This window comes from Mycobacterium sp. NGS41, assembly GCF_059812725.1.
Window position 1 is genome coordinate 113,444 of record NZ_JCALDF010000005.1, and the last position, 15,730, is coordinate 129,173.

17 protein-coding genes are annotated in these 15,730 nt (G+C 64.9%); 6 read left to right on the plus strand and 11 right to left on the minus strand.

Annotated elements, in window-relative coordinates; all coding sequences use genetic code 11:
• The 5 genes from AC5Y21_RS07240 to AC5Y21_RS07260 all read right to left on the minus strand — a co-directional run bounded on the left by AC5Y21_RS07240 (nt 1) and on the right by AC5Y21_RS07260 (nt 4,577).
• Complete coding sequence (locus AC5Y21_RS07240) at nt 1-1,176, minus strand: cytochrome P450 (protein WP_499910780.1); 1,176 nt, start codon at nt 1,174-1,176, stop codon at nt 1-3.
• Nucleotides 1,177-1,220: 44 nt separating this feature from the next.
• A complete protein-coding gene (locus AC5Y21_RS07245) occupies nt 1,221-1,925 on the minus strand; it encodes an NIPSNAP family protein (protein ID WP_499910782.1) in 705 nt (234 codons plus the stop codon).
• Nucleotides 1,926-1,929: 4 nt separating this feature from the next.
• A complete protein-coding gene (locus AC5Y21_RS07250) occupies nt 1,930-2,502 on the minus strand; it encodes a hypothetical protein (RefSeq protein WP_499910783.1) in 573 nt (190 codons plus the stop codon).
• 156 nt (nt 2,503-2,658) lie between these two features.
• A complete protein-coding gene (locus AC5Y21_RS07255) occupies nt 2,659-3,837 on the minus strand; it encodes a CaiB/BaiF CoA transferase family protein (RefSeq protein ID WP_499910785.1) in 1,179 nt (392 codons plus the stop codon).
• 107 nt (nt 3,838-3,944) lie between these two features.
• Nucleotides 3,945-4,577: an RDD family protein gene (locus AC5Y21_RS07260; protein ID WP_499910787.1), complete on the minus strand. Its 633-nt coding sequence runs from the start codon at nt 4,575-4,577 to the stop codon at nt 3,945-3,947.
• Nucleotides 4,578-4,639: 62 nt separating this feature from the next.
• Between AC5Y21_RS07260 and AC5Y21_RS07265 the strand changes: the two genes are divergently transcribed.
• The 3 genes from AC5Y21_RS07265 to AC5Y21_RS07275 all read left to right on the plus strand — a co-directional run bounded on the left by AC5Y21_RS07265 (nt 4,640) and on the right by AC5Y21_RS07275 (nt 6,875).
• Nucleotides 4,640-5,059, plus strand: coding sequence for a cupin domain-containing protein (locus tag AC5Y21_RS07265; protein ID WP_499910949.1), 420 nt, complete (start codon nt 4,640-4,642; stop codon nt 5,057-5,059).
• A 297-nt stretch (nt 5,060-5,356) separates the two neighbouring features.
• On the plus strand, nt 5,357-6,100 hold the full coding sequence (locus AC5Y21_RS07270; protein ID WP_499910789.1) for a hypothetical protein: 744 nt from the start codon (nt 5,357-5,359) through the stop codon (nt 6,098-6,100).
• A gap of 88 nt (nt 6,101-6,188) precedes the next feature.
• Nucleotides 6,189-6,875 carry a DUF427 domain-containing protein gene (locus tag AC5Y21_RS07275; protein ID WP_499910791.1) on the plus strand — a complete coding sequence of 229 codons (687 nt, stop codon included), beginning with the start codon at nt 6,189-6,191 and terminating at the stop codon, nt 6,873-6,875.
• On the opposite strand, the gene AC5Y21_RS07280 is transcribed toward AC5Y21_RS07275, so the two are convergent.
• From AC5Y21_RS07280 to AC5Y21_RS07290, 3 genes are read right to left on the minus strand one after another with little or no spacing between them, the layout of a single operon-like run.
• On the minus strand, nt 6,859-8,016 hold the full coding sequence (locus AC5Y21_RS07280) for an acyl-CoA dehydrogenase family protein (protein WP_499910793.1): 1,158 nt from the start codon (nt 8,014-8,016) through the stop codon (nt 6,859-6,861). The two genes, AC5Y21_RS07275 and AC5Y21_RS07280, sit on opposite strands and share 17 nt — an antisense overlap.
• A complete protein-coding gene (locus AC5Y21_RS07285) occupies nt 8,017-8,937 on the minus strand; it encodes an LLM class F420-dependent oxidoreductase (RefSeq protein WP_499910795.1) in 921 nt (306 codons plus the stop codon).
• Between the two features lie 14 nt (nt 8,938-8,951).
• On the minus strand, nt 8,952-9,833 hold the full coding sequence (locus AC5Y21_RS07290; protein ID WP_499910797.1) for an acyl-CoA thioesterase: 882 nt from the start codon (nt 9,831-9,833) through the stop codon (nt 8,952-8,954).
• Between the two features lie 138 nt (nt 9,834-9,971).
• Here AC5Y21_RS07290 and AC5Y21_RS07295 point away from each other — a divergent pair, with 138 nt between their 5' ends.
• From AC5Y21_RS07295 to AC5Y21_RS07305, 3 genes are read left to right on the plus strand one after another with little or no spacing between them, the layout of a single operon-like run.
• The gene (locus AC5Y21_RS07295; RefSeq protein WP_499910798.1) at nt 9,972-10,790 is read left to right on the plus strand and encodes an SMP-30/gluconolactonase/LRE family protein; all 819 of its coding nucleotides are present in this window, start codon (nt 9,972-9,974) and stop codon (nt 10,788-10,790) included.
• Nucleotides 10,791-10,816: 26 nt separating this feature from the next.
• Entirely contained in the window at nt 10,817-11,659 is an 843-nt protein-coding gene (locus AC5Y21_RS07300; RefSeq protein ID WP_499910800.1) for a thioesterase family protein, read from the plus strand.
• Between the two features lie 34 nt (nt 11,660-11,693).
• Nucleotides 11,694-12,242, plus strand: a complete 549-nt coding sequence (locus AC5Y21_RS07305) for a TetR/AcrR family transcriptional regulator (RefSeq protein ID WP_499910801.1) — start codon at nt 11,694-11,696, stop codon at nt 12,240-12,242.
• 188 nt (nt 12,243-12,430) lie between these two features.
• Here the strand turns inward: AC5Y21_RS07305 and AC5Y21_RS07310 are convergent, their stop codons facing one another.
• From AC5Y21_RS07310 to AC5Y21_RS07320, 3 genes are read right to left on the minus strand one after another with little or no spacing between them, the layout of a single operon-like run.
• Nucleotides 12,431-13,771, minus strand: coding sequence for an FAD-binding oxidoreductase (locus AC5Y21_RS07310; protein ID WP_499910951.1), 1,341 nt, complete (start codon nt 13,769-13,771; stop codon nt 12,431-12,433).
• Nucleotides 13,772-13,790: 19 nt separating this feature from the next.
• Nucleotides 13,791-14,531, minus strand: coding sequence for a glucose 1-dehydrogenase (locus AC5Y21_RS07315; protein WP_499910802.1), 741 nt, complete (start codon nt 14,529-14,531; stop codon nt 13,791-13,793).
• Between the two features lie 15 nt (nt 14,532-14,546).
• Nucleotides 14,547-15,635: an NAD(P)H-dependent amine dehydrogenase family protein gene (locus tag AC5Y21_RS07320; protein WP_499910804.1), complete on the minus strand. Its 1,089-nt coding sequence runs from the start codon at nt 15,633-15,635 to the stop codon at nt 14,547-14,549.
• Nucleotides 15,636-15,730 lie beyond the last annotated feature (95 nt).

The following is a 15,730-nucleotide window of genomic DNA, read 5'->3' on the forward strand; positions in this document are numbered from 1 at the left end:
TCAAACCTCCACCGGAATCTTGTTCCATCCCCATTGGAAGCTGGACGGTAGCCGGGTGGCCTGCTCGCTTCGGATCGCGAAGTCCGGGACCCGCCGCAGCCATTCCTCGAGTAACACCGCGACTTCCAGTCTGGCCAAGTGGTAGCCGATGCAGAAGTGCTGGCCGCGGCCGAATGCCAAGGAGCGACGGATGGGCCGATTCCAGACGAACTCGTCGGGTTCGGGATACTCCCGCTCGTCGCGGTTGGCCGAAGCCAGCAGCGTGATGACGCGTTGGCCCGGCTCGATGGTTTCTCCGTGAATTGTGAAGGGCTTCCTGGCCGTTCGGGCAAACCACTGCGCGGGCGCGCAGAAGCGAAGCATCTCCTCGCGCGCGACCGCCACATTGGCGGCAGGGTCGGCGCGCACCGCCGCCAACTGTTCGGGCCGTTGGCTGAGTTCCCATAAGCCGTGGGCAACGATCTTGGGCACCGTTTCGGTCCCGCCGATGAAGATGCACAGCATCTGGGTCGCGACCTCTACGTCATCGAGGTCGCTGCCATCCGGCAGCCGATAGCCGAGCAAGCCGTCGACAACTGGTAGGGCACTGTCGGATTGGGTGGCCCGTCGCTGCCGGACCACGGGTATCAGGAACTCGAGATAGTTGGGCCGGGCTTCTGCGGTGTCGACGCCAACGCCGGGTTCGGCGAGGCTGCCGGCGTTGACGGCAGCCAACACCTCGGGTGCGAGATCGGTTGTTATTCCCAGTAGTTCGCACACGACGGACGCCACCACGACACCGCCGTAGTCCTGGGTCAGGTCGAAGGAGCCCTGCGGCAACAGCAGATCGAGTCGCTCGTTGGCCAGGGCGCGAATTCTTGCCTCCAGTCCGGCAACCGCCCGGGGCCGCAACGGTTGCGAATGCGCGCGGCGGATCTGTCCATACAGATCGGCGTCGAACACCGCGTGAAACGGCAGCGGATGCAACGGCGGGTCGTCGACCGGCCCGTTGTTGTGGCTGGCCAGAACCGAGGCCGCGGGCAAAGTCCCTTCTGACGCAACGAATGTCCCGTCGTTCACTTCTAGCAGTTGCCAGATGTCATCGAAACGGGAGAGGGCGAAGGTGTCCCACTGCGGCATGTAATACGCCGGATATTGGTCACGCAGTATCCGGTAGTAGGGCAGCGGATTTGCCATCACCTCTGCATCGAAAGGATCGTAGTGAAAGCCAGAGGGACTCGTCACTGCAGTGGCGACGGTGGCAGCGCTTGCAGAATCGAGTCTTCCCAACCGTCGCGCAGTGCCGGCGCCACACTCATCCAGGTGACGATCTCGGCGGGCGGGTTCTCCTTCCACGACGGGTAATGCTGCTCGAAGCAGTCCCAGCCGCCGTCCAGCGCCCAGTAGTGGATGACCTCGTTGTAGCGGAACGTCGTGGTGAACGAACCCAGCCATCGTTTGCCCGTTCGCTCCGACCATGGGACGTACAAACGCTCCAGCTCGCGGATGTAATCGTCCTGGCGCCCCGGCTTCGTCTGCATGATCTCTTGAATCACAAGCGGCGCAACGAAATTAGCTTCCCGTAGCTGAGCCAGCGTTTTGTTGCTCGGCCCGGGATACATGATCCGCCCCTCCCCCGACGCACCGATGTCGGCCAGAAACGCCGACCATTTCCCGGCCGCGACCTCATGGCTGCCGCCGCGGGCCTGCGCGGCTCCGATCCGTGCGTAGTCGGCGAAGCCGTCGATCTCCCAAATGATCGTCACCTGCGGCCAGTGACCGTTGTAGGCGGTACATTCCCAGATCGCGAACAGTCGCGCGCCGAGCTCGTCCATCATCGGCTGATAGATGTCGGCAAACACCTCGCTGAAACGGTCGCTTCGCCCGGACCCCAGGGCGATCGTCTCGTGCAGATACAGCAGCGCATGCCGGTGGTACTTCTTCATGTTGCTAGCCAAGCCGGATCAGCTCCGATTCGACCGGCAAGCCAGTTGCGGTTTCGCGCAACAGTGTTTCAGTGGGATCGACTGCGTCGCAGGCCATCCCGGCCGCCGCCAGGGCGTAGCCTTTGAAGGCCCGCGCCGCGTCGCTGAGCGCGTGCTGCGCTCTGGCCATCCCGCGGTCCACCTCGAGCGGCCAGCCGTCACCCCACAACGCGACTTCGGTCGACCGGTGATCAAGTGCCTTGAGCACCCGGGCCTGAACGCTCGTGTCCGCAGCGAACACCTCGGCGCTGACCGCCAGACCCTGGCTCGCGGGACGGGTGAACCACGAATCGAGATCCACCGACCCGGCCCCGAGGATCCGCAACGGCCGGGCGTCACAGCCGTCCGGCAGGAGCACGGTCACCAGCCAACCGGCCATCACCCGGTCATATATCCACCCGCCGGCGGCCCGCACGGCGTCGCTCGGGCTCGCGGCCACGACGTCGAGTCGGTAGCGCAGACTCTCTGCATCGGCGCGAGGTCGCCCTGCCGTGTCACGTTTCCGGTAGTCGCTGATGTCGAAAGTGAGAGGGACCATCCATCCATTCCTCTTGCCACGAATCGGTGCCTATGGCTTGGCGTGGGCGCTTGTTATGGGCTGTCACCGCCGCACCGTGCGGCCCAACCGGGTGACGCGGCTCACCGGACAGCGTGACACTTCGAGGCAAATTTGTAAAGGTCCGATTGGGGTCGGTCAGAACCCGCGGCGCGTTTGGAGTTCGGCGAGCACTTCGTCGGTGTGCTGCCCCAGTTGCGGTGCGGGAGAACGCGGCGCACACGGTGTGCCATGGAAATCCGCAGGGGTGGCGACCATCGGGATAGTGGCGTTTGTCTCCGGGCCGCACGGTACCTGCACGATCCCGCCGGCGGCATGAAACTGCTCGTCGGCAACGATGTCCTCGAGCGTGTTGACCGGCGACCAGAAGAAATCTGGCTCTTCTGCAAAGACCGCAGCCCATTCGTCCAGCGACTTCGTCGCGAAAATCTCGTCCAAGGCGGCGATGAGCTGCACAGCGTTGGCGGCCCGGGATCGGGCGTCGATGTATTGCGGGTCGGTAAGCCAGTCCGGCCGGCCGACGGCGCGACACAGCGCGGGCCAATGCCGATCGACCTGTAGCCCGACGATCCAGAACCGCCGGCCGTCGCCGGCGACGTAGTTGTTCATGCACGGGTTGCCCATCGACTCCCGCTGTCCGACCGCGATCGGTTGACCGGTGAGCAGGTAGGTGTTGAGGTCGAAGCTCACGGTGTAGGCGCCCTGGCGGTACAGCGATGTGGTCACCAGTTGTCCTTCACCGGTCCGCTCGCGGGCCAGCAGCGCCGCGCACACCGCCGCGGCCAACGTCATGCCCGCCGAGTGGTCGCCCATGCCGCCACGCTGGAACGGCGGCGTGTCGCCGGGCCGAGTGAGCAGATGGGCGATACCGCCGCGGGACCAGAACGCCGCCACGTCGTAGGCCGCGCGGTCGGCGTCGGGGCCGGTTTCGCCGTAGCCGGTGATCAGCCCGTAGACCAGCCGCTGGTTCCGTCCGTGTACCGACTCGTAGTCCAGCCCGAGCCGCTGCAGCGCTCCTGGGCGCACATTGGTGACGAAAACATCTGCGTCGGAGAGTAATTCGAATGCGGTGTCGCGGCCGTCGGCGGTGGTGAGGTCCAGCACGATGCTGCACTTGGAGCGGTTGTCCATTTCGAACGGCGGGTTGACCCCGAGGTCGCAGCCCAGCATCCGCCCGAAGATTCGGCCCGGATCGCCGGTCGGTGGCTCGATCTTGATGACGTCGGCCCCCCAGTCGGCCAGGATGCCGCCGGTGGCCGGCCCGGCCACCCAAACTCCGAGCTCGACGACCTTAATGCCTTCCACCGGTCCAGCCATGAGTGCGACCCTAACCAGTCGCTAAAACGGAGCGTCGGGCTATCCAACAGAGCGCGGTCGAGCTAGGCACAGCGAATCGCCGCCATCAGGCCCGGCGGTGATCGCCGCTACGAGATCGGCAGTACCACCGTCGAAATCAGTTTGTCGGCTATGGTCTGGCGCTTGGCGTCCCACAGCGGGAAAAGAAAGCCGACGTAGCAGATGATCGCGTCGACTATGTGGGCGAGGTCGCGCACAAACGACATGCCGAAACCGATCGGCTGACCGGTCGCCGCAGACACCAGCTTGATCTTCATCACCGACTTGCCGATGCTTTGACCCGTCTTGCCCTGGCGGTAGCCCCGGTTCCAGAGCTGATACACGAGTGCCAGCAACCACACAAACAGGTAAACGAGCGACGCCATGGGCGAAGGCCCCGTGCATTCTCCGGAGACGCAGCTGGTGGTGGCGGAGGCGGACATCTGGATGCCAGCCCCGATACCGTAGAGGACCCAGACCGGGAGCAAGTCGATCACGTACGCGACGACGCGGATACCCCACGACGCATAGGCCTGCTGCGGCAGGTTGCCCACCGCGCCGGCCACCGGTCCATAGCCCGCATGCGGATAGCCCGCGCCCCCCGGGGGCGGCGGGTAGTTGCCGGGCGGAGGTTGGTTGCCCGGCGGCGGCGGGTAGTTGCCGGGCGGAGGTTGGTTGCCCGGCGGCGGTGGGTAGTTGCCGGGAGGCGGTTGGTAGGACATTGAATACCCTCCCCCGTGTGCTGGTCCCGAAATTATCGGGCATCGGTAGCGCGCGCACACGGATTTTGGTAAAACTACCGCCCTATCCCCCAATCCGGTATACGAAGAACCAGGCGGAGGCGAGCGCCTGGGTTCGGCGCGGTGACGCACCGCCCGATTACCAGGGCCGTCTGGCGAACCAGGCCAAGTACCACTATCTCGCCGACCAGAAGCAGACCGGCGGAGACTACGTCCTCTACCGCGTCCTCTACCGCGTGGAACTCGGGCCGAACTGCGGCGGGCCCGCGCCGCACTTGCACCGCACCATGTCCGAGGCGTTATTTCTCCTCTCCGGGACGGTCGAGTTCCACGACGGAAAGGTTCTGTTCGCCCCCGCCGCGCCGAGGACTCAGTTCTTCGAGGGACTCGCTCACCTAGGCGAACTCACCGACGACGAGCGTCGGGAGTGGTTCGCCCGCCACGACCACGTCTACATCGAATAGCTGGGCACGCCGAACGAGCGTTTTCGTATTCCGCTCAAACGGCGAATTCGCCTATTTCTCAGGAGATTTCATGTGCGGCCGTGCAGCGGTCCAATGCCAAAACATTTTGAGCAGATGTTGGTAGCGATCGCCCGACGAAAGCTTCGGTCGTCGAGGCGCCGACCGCTCGCGCGCCGACGGCGCAGATGCAAGAAACTCCAAGGATCTTTCAAGAGTCCTGCCGGATCCTATGCATAGTCGGCCAGCCCAATCGACTACGGCGCATGATGGAGCACATTCGCTGGAAAGGACTCAGCAATGGCCAGACCCCGAAGCGAACTCGATAAAAACGAGCGGGAGGTCCTGCGTGAAGCGACAGGGGGGTCCGGATACAAAGTCGCCATGGTGCTGGTCATTCTCGTCCTCGCCGGCGCCAGCATGGGCATCATGGCCGCATTAGGTGTATCTCACCAACTAATTTTTAGTAAGGCTGCTTTTGCTCCCGTAATCATCGTCTGTTTCGCGGTGACCTACATAAGCCGTTACGTGCATACCGCCGCCATCAAGAAAGTCCTCGGCTTTAACCCGAGCGCACAGAACCGAGCGGATGGTGTCATCGCTTCGTTCCACGAGCTTCGCATCACCAGGACCGAGCTGATCAAGGGCTACGGGACGGACGCTCCGCGCATTCCGCTGCGAGGGCTCACCGCCAAGGTCAAGAACACCGGCGCCAAGACTGACCACAGCGACGACCGGCGCGTCCATGTGACGATCGAAGGGCCAAACACGAAGTTCGTTTACTCCACCGTGCCGCATGGCGCCTTTGACTTCCGTTTCTCGGTTCTCACCGCTACGGGCTTCACAATCATGAACGCCCCGCAGTTCGCTGCCCTACTCAATTTCGAAGCGGGCCTCCTGGGCCCGGCGCCCGCGGCGGGCGCGAACGTGAGGTGTCCGCAATGCTGGCATTTGCAGACGGTGCCGGTCAGCCAAGAGAAATACGCATGCGAGCAATGCAATGCACATCTGACGCGCCGTACTGCGCCCGTTAACGGCAGCTAGCCGACGGGCCGCGATTCGAGGAGTTTGTAACGTAGAGACGACTGATGCCGGAGCGGGATGCACCGCTGCGAGCGATGGGAGGAACACCATGAGTCTGGTGGCCGGACGTGGTCCGCTAAGCAAGGATCCAGCTGGACGGTTCGCTCCCGCAGTACCCACCAACCTCGTCTATATCGAGCCACATCCGCGACGAATTCAGGCTTTTCGACGAGGCAGTGTGGTGATCGACACCGAACGGGCGCTGATGGTGCATCGGCAAGGTCACCCGCTGAGCTATGTCTTCCCGGCTGACGAAGTCGCCGGACTGCTGGCCGAACCCGAGCCGGAGGCGCCCGGCTTCGTCCACGTCCCATGGGATTCCGTCGACACCTGGCTGGAAGAAGGTCGCAAACTCGTCCACTACCCGCCGAATCCGTACCACCGGGTGGACTGCCGTCCAACCAAGCGCCGGCTGCGGGTGTCGGTCGGCGACACCGTGCTGGTGGATACGCACGACACCGTCATCCTTTTCGAGACGGCCCTCGACCCGCGGCTTTACGTGGATCCCACCCATGTTCGCACCGACCTGCTACGACAAACCGATACGACGAGCTACTGCAACTACAAGGGCGTGGCGACGTACTGGTCGGCGGTCTGCAACGACACCGTCGTCGAAGACGTCGCCTGGAGCTACCCGGAGCCGCCTCCGGAAAGCCTTGGTATCAAAGGGTTTCTGAGCTTCGACGCCGACCGCGTCGATGTTGCCGCCGAGCTTCCGCTCACGCCCGATAGGTAGGACGTCCGAGCCCGAGCTTGTGTTGCGCGATCATGTTGCGGAACACTTCGAGCGTGCCGCCGTAGATCCCCATCGGTAGCGCCAGCCGGAAAAGATATTCCGCCGCACCGTCGCCGACGGCACCTGGAGTATCGGTCGGCAATGCCGATGCCGCCCCCAAGATGTCCATCAAATCGCCGGAGATGTCGCGCATCGTCTGAGCCATCGCAACACGACCGAACATACCCGGAGTGGACAGCGCCGCCTCGATCCGGGCAAAGCTGCGGCCCAGCCGGTACTTCACCGAGTCGTCGGCTACGTCCGCGACCAGACCTGCGACCGTGTCCACAGCCTCGGCCATCAGCATGCCGTGGCCGGACATCGCCGCAATGTTCTGCAGGCCATGGTCTTCCGGATCGACGATGCCGTGCTCGGAGTCCAGAGCCGCCCGCATCACGGTCCAGCCGCCGTTGACCTCGCCGATCCGATAGCAGTCGTCGACGCGCACGTCGCTGTAGAAGACGATGTTGGTGCGATCGCCGTCTAGAGTGCGGATGCCCTGGATCTCGATGCCCGTCGAATCCAGCGGCACCAGAAACATGGTCAGGTTCTTGTGTTTCGGCCCTTGCGGGTCGGTGTTGGTGAGCAGGAAGACGTACCTGGCGTTCTGCGCATTCGACGTGAACATCTTGGAGCCATTAATGATCCAGCTCGACCCATCCGCCTCCCGCACCGCGCGGGTCTTGCAGGTCGCGACGTCGGAGCCGCCCTCCGGCTCGGTGTAGCCCAGACACAGCCGGATTTCGCCGGACAGAACTCCGGGCAACACCTGTCGGCTGAGCTCCGGCCTGCCGAACTGCTGCACCAACCGCGCGACGACGGACGTGGTGCCCCAGTGGTACCAAGGCGTATGAGCCCTTGCGATCTCGAGTTCGAAGATCCGGCGGCGCACGGCGTCGAATCCACCTTCGGACTCGAGTTTCCAATCCGCGGCCAGATAACCTGCTTCGCCCAGTGCCAAATGCACTCGCTCATCGAAGTTTTCGCCGAACTCGCGATCACGCCGGCGCACTTCGTCGGTGACATGCTCGGCTAGGAATGCCCGGGTCTTGTCGAAGAAGTCCTGGTCGTCGGCGCTGAGTGTGACCTGCGAGAAGTCCATCTACATCACGTCGATGACGAGCGACCGGAACCGGTCGATGCTGTCCAGCGTGTGCTCCAGGCTGTCACCGGGTAGGTGAACCTGCACCCAGTTAACGCCAATCGCCGCAAGCTTTTCCAGGCCGCTCAGGTAGCCGCCGGCATCGAACTCGTCACTGGCGGGACTGCCCCCCTCGAAATTGCTGAAGGTGATATCGATAGCCGACCAGTCTCGGCCTGCCGCATCGCATCGCCGGCGCAGATCTTCGACGCCTTCGGCGAGGCGCTCCACGGAGTCAATGACCGAGGTGCCCGCGGTCGCGGCCAACTGGGCCGGAGCGGGGAATGGACACCATCCGTCGCCGTACTGCGCGACGCGCTGCCGCGACGCCGCCGTATTGCCGCCGATCCATATCGGCGGATGCGGCTGACTGGTCGGGCGCGGATGCGCGGTGATGCCGCGCGCACTGAAATGCTTGCCCTCAAAGGAAATATCGTCGGCGGTCCATATCGCCCGGATCACCTGCAGGGCTTCCTCGAACAAGTCGGCGCGCTCGTCGTAGTTCACACCGAGTGCCGCGAATTCCCGCTTGAGGTATCCCACGCCGACGGCAAGTGTGAATCTGCCATCCGAGAGCAGGTCCAGCGTCGCGCCAGACTTGGCCACCACGAACGGATTTCGATACGGCAGCACTACGATATTGGGCACCAATCGTATCCGCGTCGTCCGAGCGGCGGCGAAACCCAATGCGACAAAAGGATCTAACGCGTCGTGTCCGCCCGCCTCTAACCAACGCTGGGACGGCGCGGGGTGGTCGGTGAACCCGAACCCATGAAAGCCCGCGTCTTCGGCCGCCGCCGCCACCGCGGCAATACTGTCGCCGCTCAACAACTCCGGATTGTAGGGATGGCTGTGCATCGGGTGGGTGATGGTGAAAAACATGGCCTTCTCGAACGCTAGAAACGTGCTCGCGAGTCGATCGCGCTGTCGGTGGTGCGCAGCGGACGAATCAGCGATTCCTGGGCGAAGGACGCCAAGAGTTCGCCCTCCTCGGTGTGCACCGCACCGCGGACGTAGGACATCCCCGCTCCGACCTGCGTGCTCTCGTGGGAGTACAGCAGCCAGCCGTCCCAGCGCACCGGCTCGTGGAACGCGACCGAGATGGTCATCGGCGCGGTGGACACGGTCAGGTGCGCCTGGCTGGTCCCGATGCCGGGGTGCGCCCGCATGGTGGCGGAAATGCCCAGGTGGCCGGTGAAGTAGGCGACGAGCGCCTTGGCCAGATCGTCACGCGCTGGGATCGGGTCGTAGTGCAGCCACGCATACAGTTCCGGCGGTCCGACCTCGTCGGGGCTGTTGACGTCGACGACGTCGACGACCCGCAGCTCCCGCCCCTCCATGGGCATCTCGGAGTGGTGGGCATCGGCAGGCCCGGCCACGTCGGGCCGCGGCAGGTGGTGGCGGATGACGTCGTCCGTCGGGACATCGGCCAGCACCGTCACGCTCATGCAGCGGCGGCCGTTCTGCTGCGCGGCGACGATCGCGGTCGCGGTGGACCGGCCCTCGGCAACCACGTCGAGGACGAGTTCGACCGGCGGGCCAACCGTGACGGCACGGGAGAACACCGCGTGCGCCGATCGCACCGACTTGTCCGGGAATCGTTTTGCCGCAGCGACAATCGCCTGCGCGACCACCTGGGTGCCTTCCACCACCTGCCGACCGTCCTGGCCGGTGATACCGGTGTCGCCGGTGAACTGGTCTGACCCGCTGGCCTGGACGTCGAACAGATCGAGCAGGCTGTCGACGGACCACTGGGCTTGATCAGATTCTGTCGTCACACGCTCACCTCTCGCTCCCGAACTCACGGCTCAGCGTGACACTTTGCGCCTTGCTTGTAAAGCTCGTGCGCGGCGGACCCCGCGTTGACACCGATACCGTCGGTGCATGACACTTCTGCAGTGATTTGTAACGGCACGATGACGCCCACGGCGCTGGCCCAGGGCTTTTGCTTCGGCGAAGGGCCACGCTGGTTCGAAGGACTGCTGTGGTTCTCCGACATGCTGGGCGAAGCCGTACACACCTCGGACATGCGCGGCTCGTTGACCACGCTGCCGCTGCCCGGACACTCGCCGTCGGGCCTGGGGTTCCGGCCCGACGGCTCGCTGTTGATCGTCTCGACCGAAGACCGGCAGGTGTTGCGCTACGACGGCGAAACGGTGGTCACCGTCGCCGACCTCAGCGCCCTGGTGCCGGCCAACCTGGGCGACATGGTCGTCGACGACGCAGGTCGCGCCTACATCGGTTCGCAGGCCTTTAAGGGCGGTGTGATCGTAAGGCTCGACCTCGACGACAGTGCCACCGTGGTGGCGGAGGACCTGGACTTTCCCAACGGCATGGTCATCACTGCGGATCGTTCGACGTTGATCGTCGCCGAGTCGATTGCCCGGCGCCTGACGGCGTTCACCCTCGGTGACGACGGCACGCTCGGCAACCGCAGGGTCTTCGCCGACGGGCTCGACGGCCCGCCCGACGGCATAGCGCTCGACGCCGAGGGCGCAGTATGGACGTCGATGACGCTGGCACATCAGTTCGAGCGGATCGTCGAGGGCGGCGCCGTGACGGACCGTATCGACATGGGTGACCGGGTCGCCGTCGCTTGCACGCTCGGCGGCCCCGAGCGCCGCACGCTGTTTCTGCTGTCGAGCACGGACGCCTATCCCCAACGTCTGGTTGGCACCCGGCTCTCCCGGCTCGACGCCGTCACGGTTGCCACGCCCGGTGCCGGCCTGCCCTAACAACCAGCTTTAGCAAAGGTGAATGCATGTCCGACTCGTACTACGAGCTGATCGACCCGACCGGCCAGGCCGACGCGCTGGGCGAGAAGTTCCGGGCCACAGACCTGGCCCGGGGCACCTGGTCGGCGTCGATACAGCACGGCGCGCCCGTGTCGGCGCTGCTGGTGCGCGCGCTGGAGCGTTGCGAACGGCGCGACGACACGAGGCTCAGCCGGGTCGTCATAGATCTGCTCGGGCCGGTGCCGGCCGAGGGCGACCTGTGGGTCCGTCCCAAGCTGGAACGCGGCGGCAAGCAGATCGAGCTGGTCACCGCCGAGATGTTGGCCGCCGGCCCCGACGGCCAGCCCAGGGCCGTCGCCCGGGCCAGTGGTTGGCGGTTGCAGCAGCAGGACACCCAGGCCGTGGCTCATGCGGCGACATTGCCGCCCTGTCCGGTGGCCGAGGCCCACCCACGCAACCTCGCGCCGCAAAAGTGGGACCGCAACTATGTGCACAGCCTGGAGTGGCTCTGGCTGACCGAACCGATGACACCAGGCCCGGGTGAATCCTGGATCAAACCCACGGTCGACCTGGTCAAGGGCGAGGCCATGACCCAGTTGGAGCGACTGTTCGCGGTGGCCGACTGCGCCAACGGCATTGGCAGCAAACTGGACATCACCAAGTGGACGTTCCTCAACACCGATGTGGCCGTGCACGTGTTCCGGATACCCGAGGGCGATTGGATCGGTATTCGCGCGGAAACCAGCTACGGGCCGGACGGCATCGGGGCCACGGTCGGCACGCTGTTCGACGAGCAGGGCGCGGTCGGCGCGATTCAGGAGTCGGTACTGGTGCGCAGGCGACCGGATCGCTCGGAGAAGGGCAAATGATCACTTCGCCCCGGACGCGGTTAGGGTCTCAAATATGAGCCAGGCGGCCCAGGCGACAGACTTCGGCGGGACCGACCCCTCGACTCGGCAACGGATTCTCGCGGCCACCGCGGAGGTACTCGGACGCAGTGGGACGACGAAGCTGAGTCTTTCCGAAGTCGCGACCCAGGCCGGAGTTTCCCGTCCCACGCTCTACCGCTGGTTCGCCTCCAAAGAGGAGTTGCTGTCCGCCTTTTCCCGCTACGAGCGGCACAGCTTCGAAAGCGGGCTGGCCAAGGCAACCTCAGGACTCAAGGGTGTCGAAAGACTGGATGCCGCACTACGATTCATCGTCGAATGGCAGTACTCGTACTCCGGCGTGCGGATGGTCGACGTGGAACCCGAACACGTCATCGGACAAGTCTCGCGGGTGATCCCGGAGATGCGCGAGGGTCTGCAACGGCTACTGCCCGGACCCAACGCCGCGGTGAAAGCCGCGACGGTGATCCGGATCGCGATCTCGCACTACATAGTCAGAAGCGACGACGGCGACCAGTTTTTGGCGCAGTTGCGCCACGCCGTCGGCATCAAAAACCCGGGTTAGTTCGAGAGACTGGTGTGGCGGATGTGACGTGGAGCCCACGGCTTTCGGTGTGAACCCACGGCTTTCGGTGTGAGCCTACGGCTTTGGGCGTGTACGTAGGGCGGGATCTGGACGATTTGGCCGCCCTGAGTACACAATTAAAGCCGCCTTTTCACACTCGACGCCGATGTCAGCCGTTTCGGTCCGGCCTAGTCGAAAAGCACGGCCGCATTCAGATAACCGCTGGGGTCCAATGCCGACTTGACCGTCCGCATCGCGGCGATGTCGGCGGCCTCTCGCGACATCGACAGGTAAGGCCGCTTGCGGCTGCCGACGCCGTGTTCGGAGCTGACGTTGCCGCCATACTCCGCGATCAGGTCCATCATCGCCGCATACAGTTCTGGTTCGGCATCGACCGCGCAACGCAACACGTTGAAGTGCAGGTTGCCCTCACCGATGTGACCGAACACCAGCGGCAGCGCCGCAGGCACTCGAGATTGGACCAATGCGCCTGCATCCGTTACGAATCCGCCGATCGCCGACAACGGCAACGAGACGTCGAATTTCAATGGTGGTCCGTAGACACCCAGTACCTCGGGCACGGACTCCCGTACACGCCACAACCGTTGCTGCGCAGCGACATCCACACCGACCGCGGGCTCGCCGCACAGCTGCACCCTGTCGAGCAGGGCGGCAAGTCGCTCGGTCTGGTCGTGATCGGCGGCCAACTCCACCAACAGCATCCAGTCGCCCACCACCGGCGCATAGACCCCAAGACGTTCGCCGGTCAACGCGGTCGCGCGAGCGTCGACCAACTCCAACGCGGCGATCCCGTCCACATCCCGAAACGCGCGGCCGGCCTCGACAAGCCCTTCGAGGTCGGCGAACCCGCACACAGCCGTCACCCGATGCGACGGGGTGGGGTGCAGCCGCAGATCCAACGCGGTGATGACGCCCAGGGTGCCTTCGGCCCCGACAAACAGCGCCGGCAGGTCGTAGCCGGTGTTGTCGCGGCGCACCCGGCTGTGGCGGCGCAGCACCGAACCGTCGGGCAAGGCCACGTCCAAGCCGACGATCTGCTCGCCCATGTTGCCGTAGCGGACCGTGCGCAGGCCGCCCGCGTTGGTCGAGGCCATGCCGCCGACTGTCGCGGTGTCGCGTGCCCCCAGGTCCACGCCGAACAACAGACCGGCCGCGCTCGCCGCGTGCTGCACCGCCGCCAGTGTGGCTCCGGCACCGGCTTCGACGCGGCGCTCGACGATATCGACATCGCTTACCGCGCAAAGCCGTTCGGTGGACAGCAGTACGTCGTCGTGTTCGGGGACGGTGCCGGCCACCAGCGACGTCCGGCCGCCCTGGACGGTGACGTATACACCCGCGTCGCGGCACGCCCGCAGCACCTCTGCGACCTGGTCGGCCGAACCCGGCCGCACCAGGGCCCCGGCCCGGCCCCGATAGCGTCCGGTGTGGTCGACGCTACGGCCGGCCAGCACGTCGGAATCGGTGATGACATGATTGGCTCCGACCGCACCCGCCAGGCTGCGCAGCAAGCTTGCGGTCATACCGCCACTAAAACTGTTTGTGCGGCACGTCGGTCACCAGGCCGCCATCCATGATGAACTCGCTGCCGGTCGCGTAGGACGAGTCGTCGCTGGCCAAAAACACGACGAACGTCGACACTTCGCGCGACTCGGCCGGACGGCCGAGCGGGATGGTGACCATGTCGTCGGGCAGGTTGGCAGTCATCGGGGTACGGATGAAGCCGGGATGAAGCGAATTGACCCGAATGTTCAACGGCGCCAACTCCAAAGCCGCCGACTTGGTCAGGCCACGCACCGCCCACTTGGACGCCACGTACGGGTGCACGGCCGGAGCACCGCGCAGTCCCTCGATCGACGAGACGTTGATGATCGAACCGCCGCCGGCCGCCGTCATCGGGTCGACGGCGACCCGCATGCCGAGGAACGTCCCGGTCAGGTTGACGTCAATGACCTTCTGCCACTTGCCCATATCGAACTTACGCAGCTGCCCGAGGGCGACGATACCGGCGTTGTTGACCAGCACGTCGAGCTTGCCGAATTCGCCGGTTGCCGTCGCGGCCGCGGCTTCCCACTGCTCGAGTTCAGTCACGTCGAGGTGCACATATCGTGCGGCGTCCCCGATCTCGTCGACCAGCGCCTTGCCCTCGTCGTCGAGGATGTCGCCGATCACCACCTTGGCGCCTTCGGCCACCAGCAGTCGCGCGTGCGAGGCACCCATCCCTCGCGCACCACCACTGATAAGTGCGACTTTGCCGTCTACCCGTCCCATGAAGTTCCTTTCGGTTTAGCTGGTCACCAAATCGTTTGTCGTGTAGAGACTTTTGCCGGTGACCAGTGGCAGATCGAGGGTCGTCCTGATGCCCGACGGCGCGGCGATCACCGCCGGGATGGCGTTGACGATGCGCCCCGCGGCGCCCACGATCGCGGCGTGGTTGTGGTCGCCCCTGCGGCTGCTCGGCACGATGTCCACGGCGTAAGACGGCTCGCCGGTGATCTCGATGCGATACGAGCCGCCGCCGGAAGCGGGTTGGGGCCAGTCGGGCCGCAGGTCGGGCCGCAGCCGGGTGATGTGCTCGACAATGATGGCCGGGTGGCCGTCGACCATGCCGCGGATCTCGAACTGCAACACGGCCTGCGTTCCCTTGGCTACGTGTCCCACCGCGATGTCGAAGTCTTCGGGTGCCGGCTCGCGCTGGCATGAGTCGGTGATCTGGTCAATTTCGATACCGAGGCCGGCAGCCAACTGCCGGATCGCCGTACCCCAGGCGATGCTGAGCACACCCGGCTGAAGCAGCATCGGCACCTCGTCCAATGGCCGGGCAAACCCCATGTAGTGCATGACCTCTGCGCCGTCGTAGCTCGCGTAGTCGTGGATCTCCATGCAGCGCACCTGCTCGATGCGCTGGCAGGTCCCGGCCAGTGCGAACGGCAGCAGATCGTTGATGAACCCCGGGTCCACACCGCTGATGAAGATGCTCGAATCACCCTGCCGCGCAGCATCTTCCACTCGGGCAATGTATTTGTCGGGTATGACCCCCCACGGGTATTGCAGAAGCCCCGGAGACGACCCGACAACATTGCAGCCCGCGGCCAGGATGCGCATGACGTCGGCCATCGCGTCGGGCAGTCGGGTGTCACCCATGGCGCAGTAGACGACACAGTCGGGCTTGGTGGCCAGCACGGCGTCGAGGTCGGCGACGGCATTGACACCGGTGTCCACATCGAGTCCGGCCAGCGCGCCGGCGTCGCGGCCCACCTTCTCCGGCGTAGACACAGCCAACCCTGTCAGCTCGAACTGCGGGTTGGTGATGAGTTGGGTCAGCGCCAACCGACCGACATTTCCGGTGCCGACATGGGCGACGCGGATCGTCATGAGGAGTCCTCCGTCCGTGAGCGCTGAAAACTTTCTAGACACTAGTCCATATTTTTTGAGACGCCTTTACCGGCCTCGATTATTACCGCGGGTCA